General features: G+C 63.1%; 17 protein-coding genes. 15 read left to right on the top strand and 2 right to left on the bottom strand.

Annotated elements, in window-relative coordinates:
* Positions 1 to 33: 33 nt before the first annotated feature.
* The 10 genes from AC1RL5_RS07155 (at position 34) to AC1RL5_RS07110 (ending at position 13,839) form a co-directional block, all read left to right on the top strand.
* Positions 34 to 1,203, top strand: a complete 1,170-nt coding sequence (locus AC1RL5_RS07155; RefSeq protein WP_011059375.1) for an alginate biosynthesis protein Alg44 — start codon at positions 34 to 36, stop codon at positions 1,201 to 1,203.
* Between the two features lie 83 nt (positions 1,204 to 1,286).
* Positions 1,287 to 2,726: an alginate biosynthesis TPR repeat lipoprotein AlgK gene (gene algK, locus AC1RL5_RS07150; RefSeq protein WP_492589276.1), complete on the top strand. Its 1,440-nt coding sequence runs from the start codon at positions 1,287 to 1,289 to the stop codon at positions 2,724 to 2,726.
* A 143-nt stretch (positions 2,727 to 2,869) separates the two neighbouring features.
* Positions 2,870 to 4,327: an alginate export family protein gene (locus AC1RL5_RS07145; RefSeq protein WP_072451360.1), complete on the top strand. Its 1,458-nt coding sequence runs from the start codon at positions 2,870 to 2,872 to the stop codon at positions 4,325 to 4,327.
* A gap of 26 nt (positions 4,328 to 4,353) precedes the next feature.
* Positions 4,354 to 5,943 (top strand): mannuronan 5-epimerase AlgG, encoded by a 1,590-nt coding sequence (gene algG, locus AC1RL5_RS07140; protein ID WP_011059372.1) that lies wholly within the window; start codon positions 4,354 to 4,356, stop codon positions 5,941 to 5,943.
* An 11-nt stretch (positions 5,944 to 5,954) separates the two neighbouring features.
* On the top strand, positions 5,955 to 7,415 hold the full coding sequence (locus AC1RL5_RS07135) for an alginate O-acetyltransferase (RefSeq protein WP_093405059.1): 1,461 nt from the start codon (positions 5,955 to 5,957) through the stop codon (positions 7,413 to 7,415).
* A gap of 8 nt (positions 7,416 to 7,423) precedes the next feature.
* A complete protein-coding gene (locus AC1RL5_RS07130; RefSeq protein ID WP_072451221.1) occupies positions 7,424 to 8,548 on the top strand; it encodes a mannuronate-specific alginate lyase in 1,125 nt (374 codons plus the stop codon).
* Positions 8,549 to 8,758: 210 nt separating this feature from the next.
* The gene (locus AC1RL5_RS07125) at positions 8,759 to 10,324 is read left to right on the top strand and encodes an MBOAT family O-acyltransferase (protein WP_053149125.1); all 1,566 of its coding nucleotides are present in this window, start codon (positions 8,759 to 8,761) and stop codon (positions 10,322 to 10,324) included.
* A gap of 11 nt (positions 10,325 to 10,335) precedes the next feature.
* The gene (locus tag AC1RL5_RS07120; protein ID WP_492589196.1) at positions 10,336 to 11,511 is read left to right on the top strand and encodes an alginate O-acetyltransferase; all 1,176 of its coding nucleotides are present in this window, start codon (positions 10,336 to 10,338) and stop codon (positions 11,509 to 11,511) included.
* A 15-nt stretch (positions 11,512 to 11,526) separates the two neighbouring features.
* Positions 11,527 to 12,195, top strand: coding sequence for an alginate O-acetyltransferase AlgF (locus AC1RL5_RS07115; protein ID WP_011059367.1), 669 nt, complete (start codon positions 11,527 to 11,529; stop codon positions 12,193 to 12,195).
* A gap of 192 nt (positions 12,196 to 12,387) precedes the next feature.
* Positions 12,388 to 13,839: a mannose-1-phosphate guanylyltransferase/mannose-6-phosphate isomerase gene (locus AC1RL5_RS07110; RefSeq protein WP_072451225.1), complete on the top strand. Its 1,452-nt coding sequence runs from the start codon at positions 12,388 to 12,390 to the stop codon at positions 13,837 to 13,839.
* 280 nt (positions 13,840 to 14,119) lie between these two features.
* Here the strand turns inward: AC1RL5_RS07110 and AC1RL5_RS07105 are convergent, their stop codons facing one another.
* Entirely contained in the window at positions 14,120 to 15,385 is a 1,266-nt protein-coding gene (locus tag AC1RL5_RS07105; RefSeq protein ID WP_492589194.1) for a type II toxin-antitoxin system HipA family toxin, read from the bottom strand.
* Positions 15,382 to 15,678 carry a helix-turn-helix domain-containing protein gene (locus AC1RL5_RS07100; protein ID WP_072451362.1) on the bottom strand — a complete coding sequence of 99 codons (297 nt, stop codon included), beginning with the start codon at positions 15,676 to 15,678 and terminating at the stop codon, positions 15,382 to 15,384. Before AC1RL5_RS07100 ends, AC1RL5_RS07105 begins: the two co-directional genes overlap by 4 nt.
* A gap of 215 nt (positions 15,679 to 15,893) precedes the next feature.
* Here AC1RL5_RS07100 and AC1RL5_RS07095 point away from each other — a divergent pair, with 215 nt between their 5' ends.
* The 5 genes from AC1RL5_RS07095 to AC1RL5_RS07075 all read left to right on the top strand — a co-directional run bounded on the left by AC1RL5_RS07095 (position 15,894) and on the right by AC1RL5_RS07075 (position 26,388).
* Positions 15,894 to 16,358 carry a hypothetical protein gene (locus AC1RL5_RS07095; RefSeq protein ID WP_015634229.1) on the top strand — a complete coding sequence of 155 codons (465 nt, stop codon included), beginning with the start codon at positions 15,894 to 15,896 and terminating at the stop codon, positions 16,356 to 16,358.
* Positions 16,359 to 16,394: 36 nt separating this feature from the next.
* Complete coding sequence (locus AC1RL5_RS07090) at positions 16,395 to 17,219, top strand: SDR family oxidoreductase (RefSeq protein WP_492589193.1); 825 nt, start codon at positions 16,395 to 16,397, stop codon at positions 17,217 to 17,219.
* A 453-nt stretch (positions 17,220 to 17,672) separates the two neighbouring features.
* The gene (locus AC1RL5_RS07085; RefSeq protein WP_123577471.1) at positions 17,673 to 24,014 is read left to right on the top strand and encodes a type I polyketide synthase; all 6,342 of its coding nucleotides are present in this window, start codon (positions 17,673 to 17,675) and stop codon (positions 24,012 to 24,014) included.
* Positions 24,011 to 25,366, top strand: coding sequence for an aminotransferase class I/II-fold pyridoxal phosphate-dependent enzyme (locus tag AC1RL5_RS07080; protein ID WP_492589192.1), 1,356 nt, complete (start codon positions 24,011 to 24,013; stop codon positions 25,364 to 25,366). Before AC1RL5_RS07085 ends, AC1RL5_RS07080 begins: the two co-directional genes overlap by 4 nt.
* Complete coding sequence (locus AC1RL5_RS07075; protein WP_186452719.1) at positions 25,363 to 26,388, top strand: zinc-dependent alcohol dehydrogenase family protein; 1,026 nt, start codon at positions 25,363 to 25,365, stop codon at positions 26,386 to 26,388. The genes AC1RL5_RS07080 and AC1RL5_RS07075 overlap by 4 nt, the downstream gene beginning before the upstream one ends.
* Positions 26,389 to 26,418 lie beyond the last annotated feature (30 nt).

Genomic DNA, 26,418 nt, shown 5'->3' with positions numbered 1-26,418 from the left:
CGCCTTGCCTGAATTAACTAGGAAATCGACTCTATGAACACCGCCGTGAACGTCAATGTAGTGCATGAATCCGAAGCCCAACGCCAGCACGCCCGGGTCAAGATCCCGGCCAAGCTGCGCTTCTTCGGAACCGAGGCCAAGCCTCTTGAAGTGCGGGTCCACGACCTCTCCGCCGGCGGCCTGAGCTTCAACGCCGGGCAGCAGATGCTGACCGTGGGCGAAGTGCACAAGGGCCGCCTGCAATTTGTCATCGACAACCTCGGCCTGGCCATGGACGTCGAGCTGCAGGTCCGCTCCTTCGATCGCCAGAGCGGCCGGGTCGGTTGCCAGTTCCAGAACCTCGAACCCCAGGACATCTCCACCCTGCGCCACCTGATCACCTCGCACCTGGCCGGCGACATCGTCAGCATGGGCGACGTGCTCGCCACCCTGCAGCGCGACAACTTCACCAAGGCGCGCAAGAACAAGGACAGCGGCAGCGGCATGACTCCGCTGGGGCGCCTGCGGGCGGTGACCTTCAGCGCCGGGATCTTCATCGTCGGCCTTGCCGCCTTCGGTTTCATCCTCAAGTCGGTGTACGGCATGTACTTCGTCAGCCACGCCGAGGCCGGCCTGGTCAACGTTCCGGGGATGAACGTCACCATGCCGCGCGACGGCACCGTGCAGAGCCTGGTGCAGACCGATGGCAGCGTCGCCAAAGGCGCGCCCCTGGCCAGCTTCAGCACCAGCATGCTGGACGTGCTCAAGGGCCACCTGGACGAAAACCAGCTGCAACCGGCCAAGGTCGAGGAACTGTTCGGCAAGCAGATGACCGGCACCCTGACCTCCCCCTGCGACTGCACCGTGGCCCAGCAACTGGTGGCCGACGGGCAGTACGCCAGCAAGGGCGACGTGATCTTCCAGCTGGTGCCGCGCAATAGCCTGGCCAATGTCGAGGCGCGGTTCTCCTACCGCCAGTTCGGCGACGTGCGCCCGGGCACCAAGGTCAACTTCCAGATCGCCGGCGAGGATGAAGTGCGCACCGGCACCATCGTCAGCAGCGCCAGTCTCAACAGCAACGACCTGTCCTCCGACATCCGCGTACAGATCAAGCCCGACGCGCCCCTGAGCAGCGCCTTCGCCGGCCGCCCGGTGGAAGTCAGCAGCGACCGCGGCCCGTCGATGAACTGGCTGATCGACAAAGCCATGGCTGCGGGTCTGTAACCATGAGAGTGCCTACCCAGCTCCCTGTAGCCGCTGCCGCAGGCTGCGCCCGGCCGCGCAGCGGACGCCATCCGGCCGACTCGATGCTCCCCGACAACCAGCACGAGCGCTTCGCGCTCGATCGCAGCCTGCGGCAGCGGCTACAGGGTTCGGTATTGCCTTTGGTCGCTGCGCTGGCCCTGGCCGGTTGCGCCGGCCTGCCGGACCAGCGCCTGGCCAACGAGGCCCTGAAGCGCGGCGACACCACCCTGGCCCAGCAGAACTACCGCCAACTGGCAGACCTGGGCTACAGCGAAGCGCAAGTGGGCCTGGCCGACATTCAAGTGGAAAGCCGCGACCCGGCGCAGATCAAGCAGGCCGAGGCCACCTACCGCGCCGCAGCCGACACCTCGCCCCGTGCCCAGGCGCGCCTGGGGCGCCTGCTGGTGGCCAAGCCCGGTTCCAGCGAGGCCGAGCAGCACGAAGCCGAAGGCCTGCTGAAGAAAGCCTTCGCCAATGGCGAAGGCAACACCCTGATTCCCCTGGCGATGCTGTACCTGCAATACCCCCACAGCTTCCCCAACGTCGATGCCCAGCAGCAGATCAGCCAATGGCGCGCCGCCGGCTACCCGGAAGCCGGTCTGGCCCAGGTCCTGCTGTACCGCACCCAGGGCACCTACGACCAGCACCTGGACCAGGTGGAAAGCATCTGCAAGGCCGCCCTCGACAGCACCGACATCTGCTACGTCGAGCTGGCCACCGTCTACCAGAAACGCGGCCAGCCAGAACAGCAGGCCGAGCTGATCAAGCGACTGCAGGCCGGCTACAGCCGTGGCAGCGTCAGTGCCCAGCGGGTCGACAGCGTGGCCCGGGTACTGGGCGATGCCAGTCTTGGCAAGCCGGACGAAAAGACCGCCCAGGCCCTGCTGGAACAGGTCGCCCCCGGCTACCCGGCCTCCTGGGTCAGCCTGGCGCAACTGCTCTACGACTTCCCCGAGCTGGGTGACGTCGACAAGATGATGGAATACCTGGAGAACGGCCGCGCCGCCGACCAGCCCCGGGCCGAACTGCTGCTGGGCAAGCTCTACTACGAAGGCAAGTGGGTGCCGGCGGACGCCAAGGTGGCCGAGGCGCACTTCCAGAAAGCCGTGGGCCGCGAAGTCGCCGCCGACTACTACCTGGGGCAGATCTACCGCCGTGGCTATCTGGGCCAGGTGTACCCGCAAAAAGCCCTGGACCACCTGCTGACGGCTGCCCGCAACGGCCAGAACAGCGCCGACTTCGCCATTGCCCAGCTGTTTTCCCAGGGCCGCGGCACCGCGCCCAACCCGGTCAACGCCTACGTCTTCAGCCAGTTGGCCAAGGCCCAGGACACCCCACAGGCCAACGAACTGGCCCAGCAGCTGGATCAACAACTGCCCCCCGGCCAGCGCGCCGAAGCCCAGCGCCTGCTGCAACAGGAGCAGGCGGTACGCGGAGCCCTGACCCAGAACACGCTGCAACTGCACGCGCTGCAGGAAGAAGACGGCGAGGAATCCCTATGAAGTCCATCCCATTCAACACCGCCCCTGTAGCCGCTGCCGCAGGCTGCGACCAAGCGCGAAGCGCTCGCCACACCGGCCTGCGCGGCCGGGCACACCCCGCCGCCACAACCACAGGCAAGCGCTTGTGCCTGTCGAAACTGGGCATGGCCCTGGGTTTTGCCATGATCTGGTCCACCCCGACCCTGGCGGCCATCACCGACACCAAGAACTTCGGCCTGGAAGTGAAGATCACCGGCCAGTCCGAGGACGATCGCGACCTGGGCACCCAGGGCGGTGGCGACGTCAACGGCATCGGCCTCGACCTGCGGCCCTGGGTCTATGGCGAAAGCGGCAACTGGAGCGCCTACGCCATGGGCCAGGCAGTGGCCGCAAGCGACGTGATCGAAACCGACACCCTGCAACAGTCCGGCGACGACGCCAGCCAGCAGTCCAGCAACGATGACCGCAAGACCAAGAAGAACTACCTGGCCATGCGCGAGTTCTGGGTCGGCTACAGCGGCTTCACCGCCTACCCCGGCGAGCAGTTGAAGTTCGGCCGCCAGCGCCTGCGCAACGATGACGGGCAATGGCGCGACACCAACATCGAGGCGCTGAACTGGACCTTCGACACCACCCTGCTGCGGGCCAACCTGGGGGCCGCCGAGCGCTTCAGTGAATACCGCACCGACCTCAAGGAGCTGGCGCCCAAGGACAAGGACCGCCTGCACCTGTACGCCGACGCCGCCTACCAGTGGACGCCCGGCCAGTGGGTGGGCATCCGCGCCCACCACACCCACGACGACGGCAAGCTCGACTATGCCCAGCCCGGCGTGGCCAGCGACCCGCTGGACAAGAAGGAAAACGGCGACCTGACCTGGCTCGGCCTGGAAGCCAACAGCGACGCCTTTAACTGGCGCAACACCAATACCGTCAACTACTGGGCCAGCCTCACCGGCATGCGCGGCGACCGCGATACGGTCAACCCGCTGAACGCCGATGGCAGCCGCCCGACCCAAGCCAAGCGCGGGGACAACCTCAACGGCTGGGCCACCGACCTGGGCGTGCGCCTGCGCCTTGACCCGAACTGGCAAGTGGGCGCGGCCTATGCCCGGGCCAGCGCCGAGTACGAACAGAACGGCCTGCAAAGCAACCGCTCCAACTACACCGGTACTCGCTCCCGGGTGCACCGCTTCGGCGAAGCCTTCCGGGGCGAAATGAACAACACCCAGAGCGCCACTCTGTTCGGTTCCTGGCAACTGCGCGAGGACTACGACGCCAGCCTGGTCTACCACAAGTTCTGGCGTGTGGACGGCAACAAACCGGTGGGCAGCAACGGCATCAACGCAGTGGACAACAACTACGACGACACCACCGGCGCCCTGCTCAGCAGCACCTCGCTGCCGCTCATGGATGGCAAGAAGGACCTCGGCCAGGAGATGGACCTGGTGGTCACCAAGTACTTCAAGCAAGGCCTGTTGCCCGCGGCCCTGAGCCAGTCGATCGATGAACCTTCGGCCCTGGTGCGTTTGCGCGGTGGCGTGTTCAAGCCCGGCGACGCCTACGGCAAAGAGGTCGACTCCTACATGCACCGCGCCTTTATCGACGTGATCTGGCGCTTCTGATGCAAGCCGCTAAAGGAGTGCCCGACATGCCTACTCAAACTCTCCAGAGCCCGTTGTCCAGAGGCTCCCTGAGCCTCCTGGCCGGCGCCCTGCTGCTGGCCAGCAGCAGCGCCTTCGCCACTGCCGAGACGGCCAAGGCGCCGATCATCGCCAAGGAGCTGCAACAGGCCAAGACCTACACCGTCAGCAGTGCTCCCATCGAGCCCCTGGCCCTGGCCAAGCCGACCCTGCCCGACCTCTCCGGCTACACCGCCGAGGCGGCCGCGGCGAAGATCGTGCGCAGCAAGCCGGGCAAGATCAGCGTGCGCCGGATGATGCAGGAAGACGCCCTTAAGGACTTTATCGGCGGTGACAACAAGATGGCCGAATGGGTGGTGCGCCAGCACGGCATACCCCAGGCGATCTTCATCGACGACGGCTACGTCAACCTCAAGGAACTGGTGGGCAAGCTGCCCAAGCAGTACATCAGCGAAACCGCACCCGGGGTCTACCTGGCCCGCCTGCCCATCGTCGTCGGCCGCCACGGCATCCTGGAAATCGACAAACAGACCCAGGAGCTGCGCCTGTCCCAGGAAGGCGGCTCGTTCCTGGTCAACGATGGCCAGCTGTTCGTGCGAGACACCAAGGTCACGGGCTGGCGCGAAAAGGACAACGGCCCGGCGACCTTCCGCTCGCCCAAGGAATTCCGCCCGTTCCTGCTGGCCTGGGGCGGCACCGAGACTTACATCGTCAACAGCACGATGGCCAGCTTCGGCTACGCCAACTCCAAGTCCTACGGGGTGAGTATTTCCCAGTACACGCCGAACATGGCCAAGGTCCTCAAGCGCCCCGAGCCCACCGGCTGGATCGTCGGCTCGACGTTCTCGGACATGTGGTACGGCTTCTACTGCTACGAGACCCGGGACTTCGTGCTCAAGGGCAACACCTACAAGGACAACATCGTCTACGGCATCGACCCCCACGACCGCTCCCATGGCCTGATCATTGCCGACAACACCGTCCACGGCACCAAGAAGAAGCACGGCATCATCATTTCCCGGGAAGTGAACGACAGCTTCATCTTCAACAACCGCAGCTACGACAACCACCTCTCCGGGCTGGTGATCGACCGTAACAGCGTCAACAACCTGATCGCCTACAACGAGATCTACCGCAACCACACCGACGGCATCACCCTCTACGAGAGTGCCGACAACCTGATCTACGGCAACAAGGTGATCAGCAACCGCCGCCACGGCATCCGCATTCGCAACAGCGTGAACATCCGCCTGTACGAAAACATCGCCATGGCCAACGGCCTGACCGGGGTCTACGGCCACATCAAGGACCTTTCCGACACCGACCGCGACATCAAGCTCGACCCGTTCGACGCCCAGGTCTCGCTGATCGTGGTCGGCGGCGAGCTGGCCGCCAACGGCAGCGGGCCGATGTCCATCGACTCCCCCTTGAGCGTGGAGCTGTACCGGGTCTCCATGCTGGCGCCGACCAAAAGCAGCGGCATCAGCTTCTCCGGGGTCCTGGGCGACCGCCAGGATGAAATTCTCGACCTGCTGGTGCGCCAGCAGAAAGCCGTGTTGATCGACCCCGTCGAACGCCAGACCGAATTGCGGGATTGAGGATGACTTTCATGCACCCACACTGGATCAAACTCCTGGGCCTGTCGGCCCTGACCGCGGGGATTCTCGCCGCCAGCGCCGGCGCCCGTGCCGACGAAACCAGCACCACAAGCGCCGCGCCGAACTTCAAGGCCGAGCCGTGCTGCAACCTGTGCCCGGCCGCCCACGACGCAAAGAACTACGTGACCCGCTACCAGCAGAACTTCACCACCCTGGTGCAAGCCCAGGGCGACTGGCTGTTCCGTACCCAGGAAGATTTGCGCACCGAGTTCAACACCACTCCCGAAGGCTACCGCCGCCTCAAGCAGTTGCACGAAGCCTTCAAGAGCAAGGGCGTGGAACTGGTGGTGGTCTATCAGCCGACCCGCGGCCTGGTGAACCGCAACAAGCTCAACCCGGCGGAGAAAGCCCGTTTCGACTATGACAAGGCGCTGAGCAACTACAAGGCCATGCTCGGGCGCTTCGCGCAGATGGGCTACGTGGTGCCGGACCTCTCGCCGCTGACCAACGAACAACTGCCCGATACCCTGCCGGCCCACGACTTCTACTTCCGCGGCGACCAGCACTGGACCCCTTATGGCGCCCAGCGCACGGCGAAGATCGTCGCCGACAAGGTCAAGCAGTTGCCGGCCTTTGCCGACATTCCACGGCGTGAATTCGAAACCCACAAGTCCGGGCGCATGGGCAAGACCGGCACCCTGCACAACATGGCCGGCCAGTTGTGCGGCACCAGCTACGCCATCCAGTACATGGACCAGTTCACCACCGAGCCCAAGGGCGAGGCTGGCGACGGCGACCTGTTCGGCGACTCCGGCAACCCGCAGATCACCCTCGTGGGCACCAGCCACAGTGGCAAGAACTACAACTTCGCCGGCTTCCTGGAAGAGGCCATCGGTGCCGACATCCTCAACGTCGCCTTCCCCGGCGGCGGCCTGGAAGGCTCGATGCTGCAGTACCTGGGCAGCGACGAGTTCCAGAAGAGCCCGCCGAAAATCCTCATCTGGGAATTCTCGCCGCTGTACCGCCTGGACCAGGAAACCATCTACCGGCAGATGATGGCCCTGCTGGACAACGGCTGCGAGGGCAAGGACGCGCAGATGACCGGCAGCACCACCCTCAAGCCCGGCAAGAACGAATTGCTGGTCAACAGCAAGAACATGGACCTGCGCAACAGCGGTCATCAGGTCGACATCCGCTTCGCCGACACCTCGGTGAAAACCCTGCAAGCCACCCTCTGGTACATGAACGGGCGCCACGAGGACATCAAGATCGAAAAACCGGAAACGTCCGACACCGACGGGCGCTTCGCCTTCGAACTGCGCACCGACGAAGACTGGGCCTCGCAGAACCTGCTGGCGGTCGAGATCCAGGGCCCGGAAGCGGGCACTGCGGGGCAGAAGGTCGAAGCGAAAATTTGCAAACGCAACGTATTCCCGAGCGCCGAGCAACGCACCGCGCAGATCGGGCAATGAGGTTACCTATGCAAAGCACAGACTTGAAACGCTTGTTGATACCCAGCCTGCTGGGGCTGGCCATCGTCACCGGCAGCGCCCAGGCCGCCGCGCCGCTGCGCCCGCCCCAGGGCTATTACGCCCCGGTGGACAAGTTCAAGAGCGGCGACAACAGCGAGGGCTGCGACGCCATGCCGGCGCCCTACACCGGCGCCCTGCAGTTTCGCAGCAAGTACGAAGGCTCGGACAAGGCCCGGGCGACCCTCAACGTGCAGTCCGAACAGGCCTTTCGTGACACCACCGCGGACATCACCAAGATCGAGCGCGGCACCAGCAAGCGGGTCATGCAGTTCATGCGCGATGGCCGTGCTGAACAGCTGGACTGCACCCTCGCCTGGCTCAGCGCCTGGGCCCAGGCCGATGCGCTGATGTCCAAGGACTTCAACCACACCGGCAAGTCCATGCGCAAATGGGCCCTGGGCAGCATGGCCTCGGCCTACCTGCGGCTGAAGTTCTCCGACTCCCACCCCCTGGCCACCCACCAGGAACAGGCACAGAAGATCGAGGCCTGGTTCAGCAAGATGGCCGACCAGGTGGTCAGCGACTGGGACAACCTGCCCCTGGACAAGACCAACAACCACTCCTACTGGGCCGCCTGGTCGGTGATGGCCACCGCCGTGGCCACCAACCGCCGCGACCTGTTCGACTGGGCGGTCAAGGAATACAAGGTCGGCGCCAACCAGGTCGATGCCGACGGCTTCTTGCCCAACGAACTCAAGCGCCAGCAGCGGGCCCTGGCCTACCACAACTACGCCCTGCCGCCGCTGGCAATGATCGCCAGCTTCGCCCAGGTCAACGGCGTCGACCTGCGCCAGGAGAACAACAGCGCCCTCAAGCGCCTGGGCGAGCGGGTGCTGGCCGGGGTCAAGGACCCGGACACCTTCGAAAAGAAGAACGGCAAGCAGCAGGACATGACCGACCTCAAGGTCGACTCGAAATTCGCCTGGCTGGAACCCTACTGCAGCCTCTACACCTGCGCCCCGGAGACATTGGAGCGCAAGCACAAGATGCAGCCGTTCAAGACTTTCCGCCTGGGTGGCGACCTGACCAAGGTCTACGACCCGGCCCATGAAAAGGGCAGCACAAACCCGTAGCACCTGAACCTGTAGCCGCTGCCGAGGTACGAGGCTGCGACGCGGTCCGCAGGACCGCCCCCAGGGGCCGCTTCGCAGCCCATCGCAGCCTCGTGCCTCGGCAGCGGCTACAGAGAGCGTCATGAATGCAGTACGCCTCCCACGTTTTTTCAGTGGGGGGTTTGGGGGGGCTCCGGCCTCTGACTATTGGTTAAACATGGAGAGATCGGGATGGTTTTCTCATCCAATGTGTTCCTGTTCCTGTTCCTGCCGATCTTTCTCGGCTTGTACTACTTGAGCGGGCAACGCTATCGCAACTTGCTGCTGCTGATCGCCAGCTATGTGTTCTATGCCTGGTGGCGCGTGGACTTCCTGGCGCTGTTCGCCGGGGTCACCCTGTGGAACTACTGGATCGGCCTGAAAGTCGGCGCCGCCGGTGTCAGGACCAAACCCGCCCAGCGCTGGCTGCTGCTGGGGGTGGCGGTGGACCTGTGCATCCTCGGCTACTTCAAGTACGCCAACTTCGGCGTCGACAGCATCAACGCCATCATGACCTCCATGGGGCTTGAGCCGTTCATCCTGACCCACGTGCTGCTGCCGATCGGTATCTCGTTCTACATCTTCGAGTCCATCAGCTACATCATCGACGTCTACCGCGGCGACACCCCGGCCACCCGCAACCTAATCGACTTCGCAGCGTTCGTGGCGATCTTCCCGCACCTGATCGCCGGCCCCGTGCTGCGCTTTCGTGACCTGGCGGACCAGTTCAACAACCGCACCCACACCCTGGACAAGTTCTCCGAAGGCTGCACGCGGTTCATGCAGGGCTTCATCAAGAAGGTGTTCATCGCCGACACCCTGGCGGTGGTCGCCGACCACTGCTTCGCCCTGCACAACCCCACCACGGGCGATGCCTGGCTCGGCGCCCTGGCCTACACCGCGCAGCTGTACTTCGACTTCTCCGGCTACAGCGACATGGCCATCGGCCTGGGCTTGATGATGGGTTTTCGCTTCATGGAAAACTTCAAGCAGCCCTACATCAGCCAGTCGATCACCGAGTTCTGGCGGCGCTGGCACATCAGCCTTTCCACCTGGCTGCGGGACTACCTGTACATCACCCTGGGGGGCAACCGCAAAGGCACCCTGATCACCTACCGCAACCTGTTCCTGACCATGCTCCTGGGCGGCCTGTGGCACGGCGCCAACTTCACCTACATCGTCTGGGGCGCCTGGCACGGCATGTGGCTGGCCATCGAAAAGGCCCTGGGCATCAACACCACGCCGCGCAGCCTGAACCCGGTGCGCTGGGCCCTGACCTTCCTGCTGGTGGTGATGGGCTGGGTGATCTTCCGCGCCGAGAACCTGCACGTAGCAGGCCGCATGTACGGCGCGATGTTCAGCTTTGGCGACTGGTCGCTGTCGGAACTCAACCGCGCCAGCCTCACCGGCCTGCAAGTGGCGACCCTGATCCTGGCCTACGCCACCCTGGCGTTCTTCGGCCTGCGTGACCTGTACCGCAACCCGGCGCCGGTCAAGGCCAAGCCCGAGGTCACTACCGCCGCCGACGGCCCGGCCAGCGCCCAGCCCGGCCTGATCAAGGCGGTGCCCGGGGACAACCCCGGCAGCATTCACCAGCCGGGCTACATCGTCGGCACCGAGGCCCAGGTGCAGCCGGCCTACTGGACTGCCGACTGGTCGCGCTACGCCATGCGCGCCCTGGTGCTGCTGCTGTTCATTGCCTCGATTCTCAAACTCTCGGCGCAAAGCTTCTCGCCGTTCCTTTACTTCCAGTTCTGAGGGATCTGCCCATGACCCGCTCATTACGTGTGTTCTACATCGCCCTGTTCCTGCTGACTCTGCTGGTGCTGGGGTTGTGGTCGGCGCGCAGCTTCTTCGGTTTCAGTACCAACAACGACGCCACCGTGCTCAACGGGCGCTGGGCCAAGGCGGTGGAAACCCACTACGACGACCAGTTCCCGATCAAGCGCCTGGGCACCAACCTCTGGGCCGCCCTGGACTTCAAGCTGTTCAACGAAGGGCGCCCGGGAGTGGTGCTGGGCCGTGACCAGTGGCTGTACAGCGATGAAGAGTTCAACCCCGTGGTCAACGAGGAGCTCAACCTGCAGGGCAACTACGCCCTGGTGGAAGGCGTGCGCCAGATCCTCAAGGAGCACGGGGTGAAGCTGGTGATGGCGATCGTTCCGGCCAAGGTGCGCCTGTACCCGGAACACATGGACGAAGTGCGCCCGGCGCGCATCCACGCCAACCTCTACCAGGACTTCCACTCCCGGGTCGCCGCCGACAAGATCCTTGCCCCCGACCTGCTGGGCCCCCTGCAACAGGCCAAGCAACAGGGCCAGCAAGTGTTCCTGCGCACCGACACCCACTGGACCCCCGCCGGCGCCGAGATCGTCGCCCGCCAACTGGCCCTGACCATCGCCGCCAAGACCCCGCTCAGCGGTCAGCCACAACGCTTCGTCACCGAGACCGAAGAGACCGTGGAACACAAGGGCGACCTGCGCCGCTTCCTGCCCCTGGACCCGCTGTTCGAAAACCTGATGCCGGCCGAAGAGCCCCTGCAAAAGCGCGTGACCCGGGCCAGCGAAGAGCAGCCGGCCGCCGACGACGCGCTGTTTGCCGACCGCGAAGTGCCAGTGACCCTGGTGGGCACCAGCTACAGCGCCAACCCCAGCTGGAACTTCGTCGGCGCCCTGAAACAGGCCCTGCACAGCGACGTGCTGAGCTACGCCGAAGACGGCCACGGCCCGATCCTGCCGATGCTCAGCTACCTGAAAAGCGACGACTTCAAGAACAACCCGCCCCAGGTGCTGATCTGGGAATTCCCTGAACGCTATCTGCCTGTGAACAACGAAATCGGCGACGCCGACCCGCAGTGGGTCGCAGAGCTCAAGCAAGCCGGTGCTCGCCAACAGAACGTAGCTGTACTCAACAAATCCGAGACGCCCGACCGGGCGCAAAACTGAAAAGAGGTAACACTCATGACTTTCACTACTACTCCTCGTCGTCTCGCTGCCAAATCCCTGAAAGCTGCCGTATTGGCCGCGGGCCTGGGCCTGCTATCAGCTCCGGTATTCGCCGGTGGCGATGCCGCCCTGTACGGCCCCACCGCGCCCAAGGGCTCGACCTTCGTGCGCCTGTACAACGCCAGCAACAGCGAAGTCAGCGCCACGGTGGGCAGCACCAACGTCAATGACGTCGCGCCCCTGGCCAGCAGCGACTTCAGCTTCATGCCCGGCGGCGACTACACCGCCAAGGTGGGCAGCCAGAGCGTGCCGGTGAAACTGGCCGCCGATCACTATTACACCCTGGTCAACAACGCCAGCGGCCAGCCGCAACTGATCGAAGAACCACCGTTCAAGAACAAGCAGAAATCCCTGGTGCGGGTGCAGAACCTCAGCGACCAGGCCCTGACCCTGAAGACCGCCGACGGCAAGACCGACGTGGTCAAGGCCGTGGCCGCCAAAGGCCGCGGCGAGCGCGAAATCAACCCGGTGAAGGTCAGCTTCGCTCTGTATGACGGCGAGAAAAAGGTCAGCGACCTCAAGCCCGTGGCCCTGGAGCGCGGCGAAGCAGCGGTGCTCTACGTCACCGGCAACGGCAGCAACCTGTCGCCGGTCTGGGTCAAGCGCCCGGTTTCCACCCGCTAATGAATTTCCGGATGCCTTTCCCGTCCCCCTGTAGGAGCCGGCTTGCCGGCGAAGGGGCCCTTGAGGACGCCTTCGCTGGCAAGCCAGCTCCTACACAGGGGCGCGGCGAGCATCCGGGCACGCAACAAAAACAAGAGTGAAACGACAGAACGCAGTAGCTCTAACCCATACGATGTTTGAAGGAGTAACAACATGATTCCGGTGATCTTGTCAGGTGGTAGCGGCTCACGTCTTTGGCCGCTTTCGCGCAAGCAATTCCCCAAGCAGTTCCTCGCCCTGACCGGCGAACACACTTTGTTCCAGCAGACCCTGGAGCGGCTGGTGTTCGAAGGCATGGATACCCCCATCGTGGTCTGCAACAAGGACCACCGCTTTATCGTCAACGAGCAACTGGCGGCGCGTAAGCTCGAATCCCAACGCATCCTCATGGAGCCCTTCGGGCGCAACACCGCCCCGGCCGTGGCCCTGACCGCGATGATGCTGGTCAACGAAGGCCGCGACGAGCTGATGCTGGTACTGCCCGCCGACCACGTCCTGGACGACCAGAAAGCCCTGCAACGCGCCCTGGCCCTGGCCACCGTGGCCGCCGAGCGTGGCGAAATGGTGCTGTTCGGGGTCCCGGCAACCAAGCCGGAAACCGGCTACGGCTACATCAAGTCCACCAACGATGCGCTGCTCCCGGAGGGGGTCAGCCGGGTCTCGCACTTCGTCGAAAAACCCGACGAAAAACGCGCCACCGAGTTTGTCCAGGCCGGCGGCTATTTCTGGAACAGCGGCATGTTCCTGTTCCGCGCCAGCCGCTTCCTCGAAGAGCTGAAGAAACACGACCCGGACATCTACGACACCTGCCTCTTGACCCTGGAACGCAGCCAGCAAGACCCGGACACCGTGACCATCGACGAAGCCACCTTCGCCTGCTGCCCGGACAACTCCATCGACTACGCGGTGATGGAGAAGACCCAGCGCGCCTGCGTGGTGCCCCTGACCGCTGGCTGGAGCGATGTCGGCTGCTGGTCGTCGCTGTGGGACGTGCATGAAAAAGACGCCAACGGCAACGTCAGCAAAGGCGATGTGGTGATCCAGGACAGCAAGAACTGCATGATCCACGGCAACGGCAAGCTGGTGTCGGTGATCGGCCTTGAAAACATCGTCGTGGTGGAAACCAAGGACGCCATGATGATCGCCCACAAGGACAAGGTCCAAGGGGTGAAACAGATGGTCAACACCCTCAACGAACAGGGCCGCAGCGAGACCCAGAACCACTGCGAGGTCTACCGTCCGTGGGGCTCCTACGACTCGGTGGACATGGGCGGGCGTTTCCAGGTCAAGCACATCTCGGTCAAGCCGGGGGCCTGCCTGTCGCTGCAGATGCACCACCACCGCGCCGAACACTGGATCGTGGTCAGCGGCACCGCCGAAGTCACCTGTGACGAGAACGTGTTCCTGCTCACCGAGAACCAGTCCACCTACATCCCGATTGCCTCGGTGCACCGCCTGCGCAACCCGGGCAAGATCCCGCTGGAGATCATCGAAGTGCAATCGGGTAGCTACCTGGGCGAAGACGATATCGAGCGCTTTGAAGATATCTACGGCCGCTCCACCCCGGTGGAACGTGGCGTCTCGGTGAAGACCATCGCCCAGTAACAGCGACAGGCTTCAAGCGGCAAGCTGCGAGCAAAGGCAAAGCGCCGTTATCAGCGAGTCCTTTCAACCCCCTTCCAGGCGCCTGCGTCCCCTATCCGCAGGCGGTTGGACAGGGGGATTTTTTTGTAGCCGCTGCCGCAGGCTGCGAAAAGGGCCGAAGGACCTTCAGCGGTCTTGAGCCCCCTGCGCCCGCTGCGCGGTCGTTCGCAGCCTGCGGCAGCGGCTACAAGGAGCTGACCTGTGCATCGTTACTACACCCATTTCAGCCCTGGTCGCGGCGCTAAAGATTGGCATGAACATCTTCAAGCGTTTCAAAGATCTCCTGCCCATCGGCCTGCAGAATACCCAGTTCGGCAAACAGCGTTTTCCAATTGCCCAGCGCCTCCAGCGTCTGGTCGATGTAGTCATCCGGCTTGAGAAACTTGTAGTCCGCGCACAAGCGCCTGATTGCCTTGCGGGACGGACGCCCCTGGCCGTCGAACGCGGTGGTGTGCTCGCCCATGCCGGTGGAGAAGGTCAGGTCATACGCGGGTGCGAGAACCCACTGCCCCTCCAGGCCGCCCTGCCCCTCTTCGTAGAGAAAAGCGAAGTTCTTCGCGTGATCGTCGTAGTTGTGCGCCAGGCCGTTGAACACCATGAGCCGGGCCATTTTCTCCACTTCCTTGGCACTCTTGGTCAGCGCAAAGGTCAGGCGCAGCAAGTCCTTGTAGTCCAGGCCTGGAACTCTGAAGTCCGCATGCAGAATCCCGGCGGCGGTCATCATGTGGACTTTCTCGTTGTGCTGGCGATCAAAGCGCCGGGAGGCAAAGAAGCGTTCGTTCCACCCCTGCTCCGAGGGCACGGTGATCAGCTCGCAATGGGCCATATCGACCCCGGCGGCACGGGCCATGCGGGCGTAGGCATATTCAATAGCGCCCATGGACCAGGGTTCCTGCAGGGCCCTGAACTTCACGATCCAGTGCGCGTAGCCCTCCGGCAAGGGTTCAAAGGCCGAAACCACATGGGACAGGTCCGGCGAAAGGGCAACGGCTGCCTTGGGCCTGGCGCCACCTGGCGAGCCACCGGCAATCCGCAGTGCCTTCAGGACTTCAACCGTTTCCCCCACCTGGACCTGGACCGAAGCCTGGTACAGCAGTGAAAGGCTGATGGGTTCGCGCTGCACTTTTTCCGTCATGGGGTAATACTCCAAGGCGCCCATCCCACGGTTGCCAATGTAGGCAAGCCGATCGAGTTGAGTCAGGCCATTGGCGACCCGCGATCCATACTCCGCCGTGAAAAAACGCTTCATCAGCAGCAAGCCCCAACCATCGGGAAGGGAATCGGCGAAGGCTCCATGAATGCCCAGGAACACTTGGCTATCGGGTTGCTGCGGCTTCTCGTCGAAGGTCAGTTGCGGCGACAGATTGAAGCCCCGGCTCAACCAGTCCCTGGCGTAGGTGAAGTAGCAGCCCTGGCGATTCCAGCTCAGCACCCCCACCTGCCGCCCATGCATGAAGACGCCCAATTGCTCGATCGGCTGGTATTTCCTGGTGCCTCGTCCAGTCATCGGGTGCCCCTCTGGCGTTTTGAGTTTTGCAGCTCAAACAGCGTGTTTGGCGAAGGTGGCTTGAACAACTTGAGCAACGGATCGAGTTCATCCAAAGCCGCCGCAATCAGCACCATCGACTCAAGGGAGATGGCCCCCTGCAGCTCGAAACGCTTGATGGTCGAGGCGGGCACCCCGGATTTTTCGGCCAGGGTTTTGCGCGACAGGTTTTTTGACAACCTGAGGGCCTGTGCGTTTTTTCCGATCTCGGCCGTGATCTCGGACGGGGTGTACATGAAACGAGTAAGGGACATGACGCTGCGCCTGCCTCCGGCCTGTTGGATATTTCGCCAAACTATGGACAACATAGGATCCATTATAGTTAAAAAACACCAATAACAGACCTTATATTATCCACAATAATTTTACGTCCAGAACGTTGGGCTAAAACACACCCTGGCCACCCTCCATCGCCAACCCCACCTACGCTTAGGTAGGATGTCCCCTCCTTTTCCCCGAGGCTCGCGTCATGTTCATCGGCGTTCTGCTGGTCATCACCTGGCTGATCCTGCTTCTGCGCTACCCCGCCAAAGCCCTTCCCGTGTCCCTGGCTGCCGCTTTCGGCCTGGCCCTGGTGGCCTGCTGGGTGGTCTGGCTGGACAACCGCGAAGCCCAGCAACTGGCGCGCCTGGAGTTGCGCCTGAGCTACGCCCCGGAGCACTGCCCCGCCGACCGTCCATTGCAGGTCAAGCTGAACAACGGCAACAAGGTGCCCCTGGTGGAATTGCGCTGGCGGGTCGCCGCCTATGCCCCGGGGGATACGGTCAACCTCGCCGACAACCAGTACAGTGCCCCGCGCTACCGTGGCCCCGGCGAGTTGCAGGCCGGCGCCAACTGGCAGGACTGCTTGCCCCTGCCGCCGCTGCGCCCCGGCTATCGCCCGCAAACCCTGGAGTTTCGCGCCGAGCGTTTACAGGGTAGTTTCTCCGACTGATTCACCCCCTCCCTCACCCAGCACAAGGACCGCGCCATGCCCGTAGCGTTGATCACCGGTTGTTCCAGCGGCATCGGCCGCGCCCTGGCGGACACCTTCAAGGGCGCCGGTTTCACCGTGCTCGCCACCGCCCGCAAGGCCGAGGACGTCTCTGCCCTGCAAGCGGCCGGTTTCAAGGCCGTGCAACTGGACGTCAATGACGGCCCGGCCTTGGGCGCCTTGAGCGAGGAGATCAACCAGCAGTACGGCGGCCTCGATGTGCTGATCAACAACGCCGGCTACGGCGCCATGGGCCCGTTGCTCGATGGTGGCGTGGAAGCGATGCAACGCCAGTTCGAAACCAATGTGTTCTCGGTGGTCGGGGTGACTCGGGCGATGTTCCCGGTGCTGCGCCGCAGCCGCGGCCTGGTGGTGAACATCGGCAGTGTGTCCGGGGTGCTGGTGACGCCTTTTGCCGGTGCCTACTGCGCCTCGAAAGCCGCAGTGCACGCCTTGAGCGATGCCCTGCGCATGGAACTATCGCCGTTCGGCATCCGCGTCATGGAAGTGCAGCCCGGGGCCATTGCTTCAAGCTTCGCCAAGAACGCCGGGCATGAAGCCGAACAGCTGCTCAACGAACATTCGCCCTGGTGGCCGCTGCGCGAGGGCATCCGCTCCCGGGCCAAGGCCTCCCAGGACAAGCCGACCCCAGCCAGAGAATTCGCCGCCGGCTTGCTCAAGGCCGTGCAGCAGGACAATCCGCCACGCCTGGTACGCCTGGGCAATGGCAGCCGCGCCTTGCCGCTGCTGGCCAACCTGCTGCCCAAGGGTCTGCTGGAGAAGGGGTTGATGAAGCGTTTTGGCCTGACCCGCAATCTCTGAGACGACAAAAACCACGGTCAGCGAAAGCTGACCGTGCCCGGCAAAGCAGCACTGCCGCACTGATAAATCTGTAGCTGCCCCCGCCTCGAATGCGCCCGTTCACGGGCAAGACTGCTGACGAGTCCCCTCCCCCGTCTTGATCCCTTCGCCAGCTCCGGCTCCAGCTCCCTGCTCGGCCCCCGACGCTCAAGTGCGCCTCAGGCCCTGGAAAATCGATACTACTCAGCCATGTAGAACATTCGACTCTATTTATTTCTTGCAAGATCACAACTACAAAACAGCAAGTATATTTCCTACACACCACCAAGATTTTTCTTAAAATATCAATTCAGAATTTACAAAAAAAATCCTGTGCTAGGTTTACGCCCAGGTAAGTTCAACATCACTCAACTAGTAGAGAAACTTACCACTTTAAAATCGAAATCAAATAAATAGTTAAGGACAACTTAGATCATGAGAAAGATCGCCATCGTAGGGATGTCTTGCAATTTACCCGGAAATATCAATAACTTAGACAAATTGCTTGGCGCACTCAGAGAGCGCCGCGTTACCGCGGGAGCGGTCCCTGAAGAGCGTTGGGACATGGCACGCTACTACTCTAGCGATGAGGCCTCAAAAGGTAAGGCCTACGTAGAAAAAGGAAACTTCCTACAACACGATATTCGCTCAATGGATGCTGAGTTCTTTGACTTACCAGCAAGTGTTGCGGAAAACATTGACCCACAGCAACGTTTGTTACTTGAACTAACATGGGAAGCTTTCGAGAACGCCGGCCTGGACTTGCCGGCACATTCGGGTCGTAAAGTCGGCGTCTATGTCGGCGGTTTCATGTTGGACCAAATGATCACCATGACCCACTTCGCCAACCGCACCCGACAGAACGCCAACACCCCCAGCGGGATGATGATGACGATGCTGGCCAACCGGTTGTCCCACGCATTCAACCTGCGCGGCCCAAGCCTGTCGATCGACACCGCCTGTTCCTCTTCGCTCGTCGCATTCAGCTATGCCTGCAACGATATCTGGTCCGGCGAGTGCGACATGGCGGTGGTAGGCGGGGCCAACATCATGACGCGCCCCGAGTACCCCATTGGCATGTGCAAGGGCCACTTCCTCTCCCGCGATGGACAGTGCAAGTCATTCGACGCCCGTGGCGATGGTTACGGGCGCGGCGAAGGCGGTGGCGTGGTGATCGTCAAGGCCCTTGAGCAAGCGTTGCTCGATGGCGACACGATCCTGGCCACGGTCGAGGGCGCCGGCGTCAACTCCGACGGGCGCACCCCGGGCATCTCGATGCCCAGCGCTGAAGCGCAGGGTGCCTTGATCCAGGACATTTGCACGCGTTTCGACATTGATCCGGCCCAGGTGCGTTATGTCGAATGCCACGGTACCGGGACCGCGGCAGGCGACCCGATCGAGGCGCGCTCCATCGGTTCGGTCTATGGCAAGGGCCGCACCGGCGGCGACCGTGTGGTCCTGGGTTCGATCAAAAGCAACATCGGCCACCTTGAGGCCGGCGCCGGTATTGCCAGTCTGATCAAGGCGGTGCTGACCCTGCAACATCGCGAAGCCTTCGAACTGGGCAACCTGGAAACGCCCAACCCCGACATTCCCTTCGAAGAATGGGGGATCCAACTGGCCGCTGGGCCCATTCAACTGGCCAAACCGGGCGAAGCATTTCTGGTAGGCGTCAACTCGTTCGGTTTTGGCGGCACCAATGCCCACGTGGTGCTGCGCTCCGCGCCAGACACTGAGCCGGCCACCGTTACCTCTGCGGCTCGCAGCCAAGACGCGCCGCTGTACCTGCCCTTCTCCGCGCGCAGCCCCGGAGCACTCAAGGAGCTTTCCCACCGCTACAGCGAGCGTCTGCAGGCGAGCAACGTCGAGCTGGACGACATCCTGCACTCCGCCGCGTTTCACCGTGCCCCCCTCAATCACCGGGCCGTGGCCATCGGCCGGGATCGGGAGCAGTTGCATCAAGCGCTCAGCGAGTATTGGCAGCACGGGCATTGCGATCAGGTCATCACCAGTCGCCGTACAGCCCTGGGCAAACCCCTGCCGGTCTGGGTCTTCACCGGGATGGGGCCACAGTGGTGGGGAATGGGCCAGGAGCTGTATCGCAGCGAGCCGGTCTATCGCGACGCGGTGGATACAGCCGACCGACTGTTCCAGAACGTCTCCGGGTTCTCGATCGTTGCCGAAATGCTCAAGAGCAAGGGTGAGTCACGCATTACACAGACGGCCTTCGCGCAACCGGCGAACTTCATGATTCAGTGGGGGCTGGCGGCGATGTTGTCTGCCGCCGGGGTCAAGCCCGGGGCCATCGTCGGCCACAGCGTAGGCGAGGTCACCGCGGCTTGCGTGAGTGGCGCGTTATCCCTGGACGATGCGGTGCGCGTTATCCATGAGCGCAGCCGGCTGCAAGCGACCACCGCAGGAACCGGCAGCATGCTGGCGGTGGGCGTCGGCCAGAAAGAGGCGCAAGCATTCCTGGCCGGCTACGAAGGCCGTATCGAAGTCGCGGCGGTCAACGGGCCAAACATGCTGACCCTGTCGGGGGAAACAGCGGCCATTGAAACCCTGGCCCAGACACTGGAAACCCAGGAAATCTTCAACCGGCTGCTGACGGTCGAAGTGCCCTATCACAGCTACCTGATGACGCCGATCCTGGATGAGCTGACCGCTGCGCTGCGCTCCATCAGCGCCTGCAAGCCCTCTGTCCCACTGGTCTCGACCGTGACCGGGTGCTACGCCAGCCTGGGACAATACGGAACCGACTACTGGCAGCACAACGTGCGGCAACCAGTGCATTTCTACCAGGCGATCCAGACCTTGCTCGACGATGACTACGTCACCTTCATCGAGATCGGCCCGCACCCGGTCCTGGCAGGTGCACTGCGCGATTGCGCCAAGGTCCAGGCCAAGGAAATCCGCCTGGTCGAGACCCTGCGTCGCGAAGAGCCGGAACAACTGCGCATGCAGCGTGTGGCCGCCCAGGTGTTCGCCAGTGGCTGCGAAATCGACTGGCAGCCATTCAATGGCCGCGGCCGCTTCACCGACCTGCCTAATTACCCCTGGCAGCGTGAACACCTCTGGCTCGAAAGTGAGCGTTCGACCTACATGCGCGTCGCTTCGACCCAAGTGCCCATGCTCGGTGTCCGCCACTATCCGGCCAACGATGTGTGGCTCAATGACTTGGGGCACCAGGCACTGGCCTACCTGAAGGAACACGTGGTTTCGGGGGTCTCGATCATGCCTGCGGCAGGCTATGTCGAAACCCTGTTGGAAGCCGCTGCCGCGCTGTACCCGGACAATCAAGGCCTGCGCCTCTCAGACCTGGAAATCCGCGCGCCACTGGTGATTTCCAGCAACAATGCCCTGGACTATGTGTCCACCTACTCCCGCGACAGCGGTCGGGTAACTCTCCACAGTATCGAGAGTGGCAGCATTGGCGAGGGGCAGGTCCACGCTGTCGGTCGAGTGGACCCACTGGCCACGGTCGAGCCCCAATCCATTGACATTGCCGAGTTCAAAGCCTCGTTCGATAGCGAATGGGACCTCAAGGTCTTTTATCGCGAGCTGTCGCGCATCGGCCTACAGTACGGGCCGATGTTCCAGACCATCCGCTCGATCCGCGCTGATGCCAAGTCCGGTCGGGCTCTGACCTTCATCGAGTGCTCAAGCGAACTCTCGAACCAGGGCTACCATGCCCATCCGACCGTTCTGGATGCCTGTTTCCAGTCACTGGTCGGTCTGCTGGAAGACAGCGACACCACCTATCTGCCCACCGGTTTTCGCGAGCTGCGCCTGCTCGCCCCCACCTTGCCCGCGCGTTGCTGGTGCAAGGCGGTTCGGGCAAGTTCGACTGCTGCCTACGTTGAGTCCGACCTGACCATCACCGATGAACATGGCGTGGTCGTTGCAGAGATCAGGGGGATGCGCGTCACCGCTGTGCCCAGCGCGTCAGGGCGCACCGACAAGTTCGGTGACCCGATCAAACTGCAAATGGCCCGCTATGAATGGGCAGATGCCGGGAACCCGCCCGAACCGAAGCGACTGGGTAACTGGCTGATCGTCGAGGACGATAGTTCCCGCGACCTGGCCACCCGTATCGTCGAGGACTTCCACAACGCCAATGTCTCGGTCAGTGCCCGGCTGCGTACCGGTCCCCAGGAACGGGCCGATGGCCTGGAGATCAGCGTTCCCCTCGAGTCAGCCGCCATCGAGCAAGCGCTGGGGCGCATGGGCCCATTGGCCGGCGTGGTCTTCGTCCACGGCGCCCAGGCCCGTCTGGACAGCCAGGATCCAATCGGCGCCCAGGCCCTGCTATTCATGATTGAGGTCTCCCGCTGCCTGGCCAGGCTTGAGCTCGAACACCGACCCCGGGCCTATGTGATCACCCACAACGCCTTCAAGATCATGGACAACGACGCACCGGTGCAACCGGCGCAAACCGCTTTGGCCGGCTTTGCCCGGGTCGCCTTCAACGAAATCGAAGGCGTGCGCTTCAGCAGCGTCGACCTGCCCGCTACGCCATCCGCTGCGGACATCAACGCCTGTCTTCGTGAGTTGATCTGCGATGCCCCGCAGGATGAAGTCGCCATTCGCCATGGTCGGCGCTTCAGCAGCCGGCTTGAAGTCCAGCCGTGGTTGGCGGACGCCCTGGTGGAGGATGTAGCTCTGGCCAGCATGGATATGGCGGTCCTGGTCCGTCCCGATGAGGACGACAACAGCCTTGGCAGCGTGAAGCTCATTGAAACCCCGCGCGGCCCTCTGGGCGCAGATGAGATCGAGCTGAAGGTCCAACGCGTGGTGGTATCCAAACACGACCTGCAGGCAGCAGGCCAACCACCCTCCGGCCAGAACTATATCGAGGTGCTCGCCACCGTGACCCGTACCGGGGCCGATATCGCCGATCTGCATCCTGGCCAACGGGTCTATGGTCTCGCCCCCTCCACGTTCACCAGCCACCTGCGCGGCCCGCGATCAGCATTCCACCTGACATCGCTGAACAATGAACAACGCGGAGACCGGTTGCTGCTGGTAGCCGTGCGTGACGCAATCGCCCAGCACCTCATCGATCAAGCTAGCCTCGAAGCCGGCCTGTGTGTGCTGATCGAGGCAGATCCACTGGGCCTGGCCATAGATGCCGCACTCCAGCGCCGCGGCGTGCGGACCGTGCTGATCAACGTGCCTGACAACGAAGCCGCAGTCAGCACCAGCACGGCCATCGCAGCCACTCGCAGTGCGGTGGACGCAGCCGTATGCGAACACACCGCCGGCAAGGGCTTTGACGCCATCATCGGCTCGATGCCACGTTGGGATCGGCTGTACGGCTGGGAAGCGCTGGCACTGGGTGGTGGGCTGATTGACACCGAACAAACTGCACGCGCCTTTGCCCTGCCCGGCAACGCAGCCTCCCTGGTGCGCGCCGACCTGGCATTGATCAGCCAACGGGCGGAGCTGTTCGCTGCCTCCCTGCGCACGGCGGTGGAACGCGCCAGTCAGAGTCAAGGCCCGGTAATACCTAGCCTGACCATTTCCATTGCCGATCTGGCCACGAAAAAGTTCGTAGCACCCGATAACGTCGATATCCCGGTCATCATCGACTTTGATGAAGTGGGGAGCACCCTCAAGGTGCAAGTCATGGAGACGGTGTCCTTCAAGCCGGATGCCTCTTACCTGGTCACGGGCGGTTTCGGAGGCTTCGGTCAGAAAACCAGCCGCTGGCTGGTGGATCACGGCGCGCGACACATCGTGCTCGCAGGGCGCAGCGGCGCCGACACTCCCGAGCGCCTGGCCTTTGTCGAGGAGCTGCGCCAGCAAGGCGCGAACGTGCTGCCCCTGGCCTGCGACCTGGCCGACGCCAGCGCCGTGCGCGACCTGATGGGCACCATCGCCGACAGCGCTGCGCCCCTGCGCGGCGTATTCCACCTGGCCACGGTGATCATTGACGAGGCGATCATCGACCTCGATCCCGCGAACTTCCTCCAGGTCATGCAGAGCAAGGCACAAAGCGCGCTGTTGCTGCACCAGGCTACGCAGGAAATCGAGCTCGACCATTTCGTGCTGTTCTCATCCTTCGCCGGGCTGATTGGCAACAGCAAGCAAGCGTCCTATGTCAGCGCCAACTGCTTCCTGGATGGGCTGACCTGGCATCGCCGCGCACTGGGCTTGCCGGCGCTGAGCATCAACTGGGGCGCGATTTCCGATACCGGCATCATTGCCCGCGATGAAAAGCTCGAGCAGTTCATGCGCTACATGGGGCTGCGCGGCATGGAGACCCGCGAAGCACTGCAGTGGCTGGAACGCGCAATGCGGCGGGACATCACCCAACTGGGCATTTCCCTGATCAGCAGCTGGGCCGATTGGGCGCAGTACGAAACCCTCAGCCAACAATCACCGCGCTTCATCGACCTGATCGCCTCTGACACCGAGGCCAGCAACGACGCCAGTGAGCGCCTGCGGGAGGAAATCGCCGCGCTGCCGGAGACGGAACGCTTCGCGGTGCTGTCAGGCCTGATCGTGTCGTTGATCGCCGATGAACTGGAAGCCAGTACTGACACGGTTTCGATCGACAGACCGATCCTTGAGTTTGGTATCGACTCACTGATGGCGGCGGAGATTCAGGTGGTATTGAAAAACAACCTGGGGATCAGCGTCTCGGTGATCGAGATCCTCAACAACCTGACGATTCGTGGCATGGCCAACGATGCCCTGGCCAACATGGGACTCAGCGATGATCTCGACGATGAGCCCTCGACAGCGGTTCAGGCGCAGGAGCGACAAGCATGACCACTCATCTGCATATCGAGCGGCTGCGTGCCCGGTTGCTGGGTAAACAGGGAACCGCCAACGTCAGTGACGTGGCGGGCCCGGAGCAGGCCCCGCGCGCAGCTGCAGCCAAGGTCAAAGTCGGCCCCGAGCACTACGACTTCGCCTACTTCCCGGAGCTGCGCGAGTTCAGCAACGCCCAGTGGTACTACAACACCCAGGGCTATGAATGGAACATGTTCCGCCAGCACCTCGGTGCATCCAGCGCCGAGGTGGAGATGGATGGGCGGCAACTGATCAACTACGCCTCCTACAACTACCTGGACTTGCTGGGCGACCCTCGGATGCAGGAGGCCGCCAAGCAGGCCGTGGACACGTTCGGCACTTCGGCGGGCTCGGGAAGGATCAACATGGGCGAGATCCCGATCTTCACCGAGTTCGAGCAACTGATCAGCCAGACACTGGGAGTTGAGGACGCGGTGCTGGCGGTCAACGGCTATGGCGCCAACGTTGCGACCCTGGGGTATCTGGCCCGCCGCCAGGACCTGGTGATCTACGACGAGTTGATCCACAACAGCATGCTCATGGGGACCAAACTCAGCGGTGCCCGGCGCCTGACCTTTCCCCACAACGACTATGACGCCCTGGAGCAACTGCTGGTGGAGCACCGCCACCACTTCGAACGGGTGCTGATCCTGACCGAAGGCGTCTACAGCATGGATGGGGATATTCCGGATATCCCGCGCCTGATCGACATCAAGCGCCGCCATCACGCCCTGCTGATGGTGGATGAAGCCCACTCGATGGGAGTGATCGGCCCCCGCGGGCTCGGCGTGGTCGACTACTTCGGACTCGACGGTGCGGACATCGACATCCACTTCTCGTCCATGAGCAAGGCATTCGCCACGGTGGGAGGCTACATCGCAGGGCGCAAGGAGCTGATCGCGATCCTCAAGCACTACGCGCCGGGCCTGTTGCTGTACACCGCCGCGCCCGCGCCGGCCAGTGCCGCCGCCGGCCTGCAAGCGCTGCGCATCATGCACGCCGAGCCGGAACGGGCACGGCGGGCGATCAGCAATGCCGACTACTTCCGGACCCAGGCCCGGGCAGCCGGCTTGGATACGGGCTTGAGTCATGATTCGGCAATCGTGCCGATCATGATGCCCGACGGCGAGACAGCGGTATGGGCCACGGCCCGGCTGTTCGAACAGAACATCTGCACCTTTCCGATGATCTTTCCGGTGGTCCCGCGCAACACCGAACGCCTGCGTTTCTTTATCAGCGCCGCCCATACCCGGGAGCACATCGACCGTACCGTCGAGCTGCTGGTCGAGCTGCGCAAGAACGCTCCCACGAGCAGGGGGTTATTTTGAAACAGATACGTTTTGATCGATTCGGCCTGCCTTCCCGCGTGGCCTATTGCGTCGAGGTTGAGAACCCGGGGCCACCCTCGCCCTGGGAGGTGCTGGTCGAGGTGGAAGCCTGCGCGCTCAACCCCGCCGATCTCGCACGCCTGTCCGGCCGCTACGGTGAATTGCCCCTGCTGCCCGCCACCCTTGGCCTTGAGGCCATTGGTCGAGTGATGGCCTGTGGCGCCTCGGTCGACCACTTGTGCGAGGGGGACCGCGTGATTCTGCTCGGCAACGAAAACTGGTGCCAGCAGCGCCGCATTGCCGCATCGCTGGTACACAGGCTACCGCCGGGACTGGACCCGCTGCAGGCCGCATCGCTCAAGGTCAGTGCCTGCACCGCCATCGAACTGCTACGCCGGCAGAGCCAATTGGAGCCGGGTGCATGGGTCATCCAGAACGCCCCCCTATCGAGCGTCGGACGGGCGGTGATGCAGATCTGCCGGCATGACGGCCTGCGCACGTTGAATATCGTCCGCCGTCCCGAAGCGATGAGCGAAGTGCTCGCGGCGGGCGGCGATGTAGCGATCCTGGCCGATGAGCGATTGGTGCAGGAGGCCAAGGCCACCATGGGCTATGCCCTGGGGGGGCTGGTGCTGGATGCCGTGGGCGGCGAAGGCGTTGCGCCTCTGGGAGAACTGCTGGAGCCGGGGGGCACCATCATCCAGTACGGCATGCTTTCAGGACAACCGACCCAACTGGCCTGCGAGGATGTGATTTTCCGCGACATCAATCTCAAGGGCTTCTGGCTGGCACGCCATCTGGCCCAGGTGTCCCATCAGCATCGGGATGGACTGATGAGCGAAGCCGCCGATTTGCTGGCCAAGAAGGTCCTGCAAGCACAAGTGGCAGCGACCTACACGCTGGACGAAATCACCGCGGCACTGCGCCACTTCGAAACCCCGGGACGTAGTGGTCGCGTCTACCTGCTGCCCAACGGACCGGTTCAGCACCTTTGCAGTGGAGGTCAGCAGGATCATGGATGAAGTCAGCCAACGGCATGCTCCGCACGCCAA

This window comes from Pseudomonas sp. GW822-FHT06D10 (genome assembly GCF_058799535.1).
The sequence above is the reverse complement of the archived record's forward strand: the minus strand, read 5'-3'. Positions and strand labels throughout refer to the sequence as shown.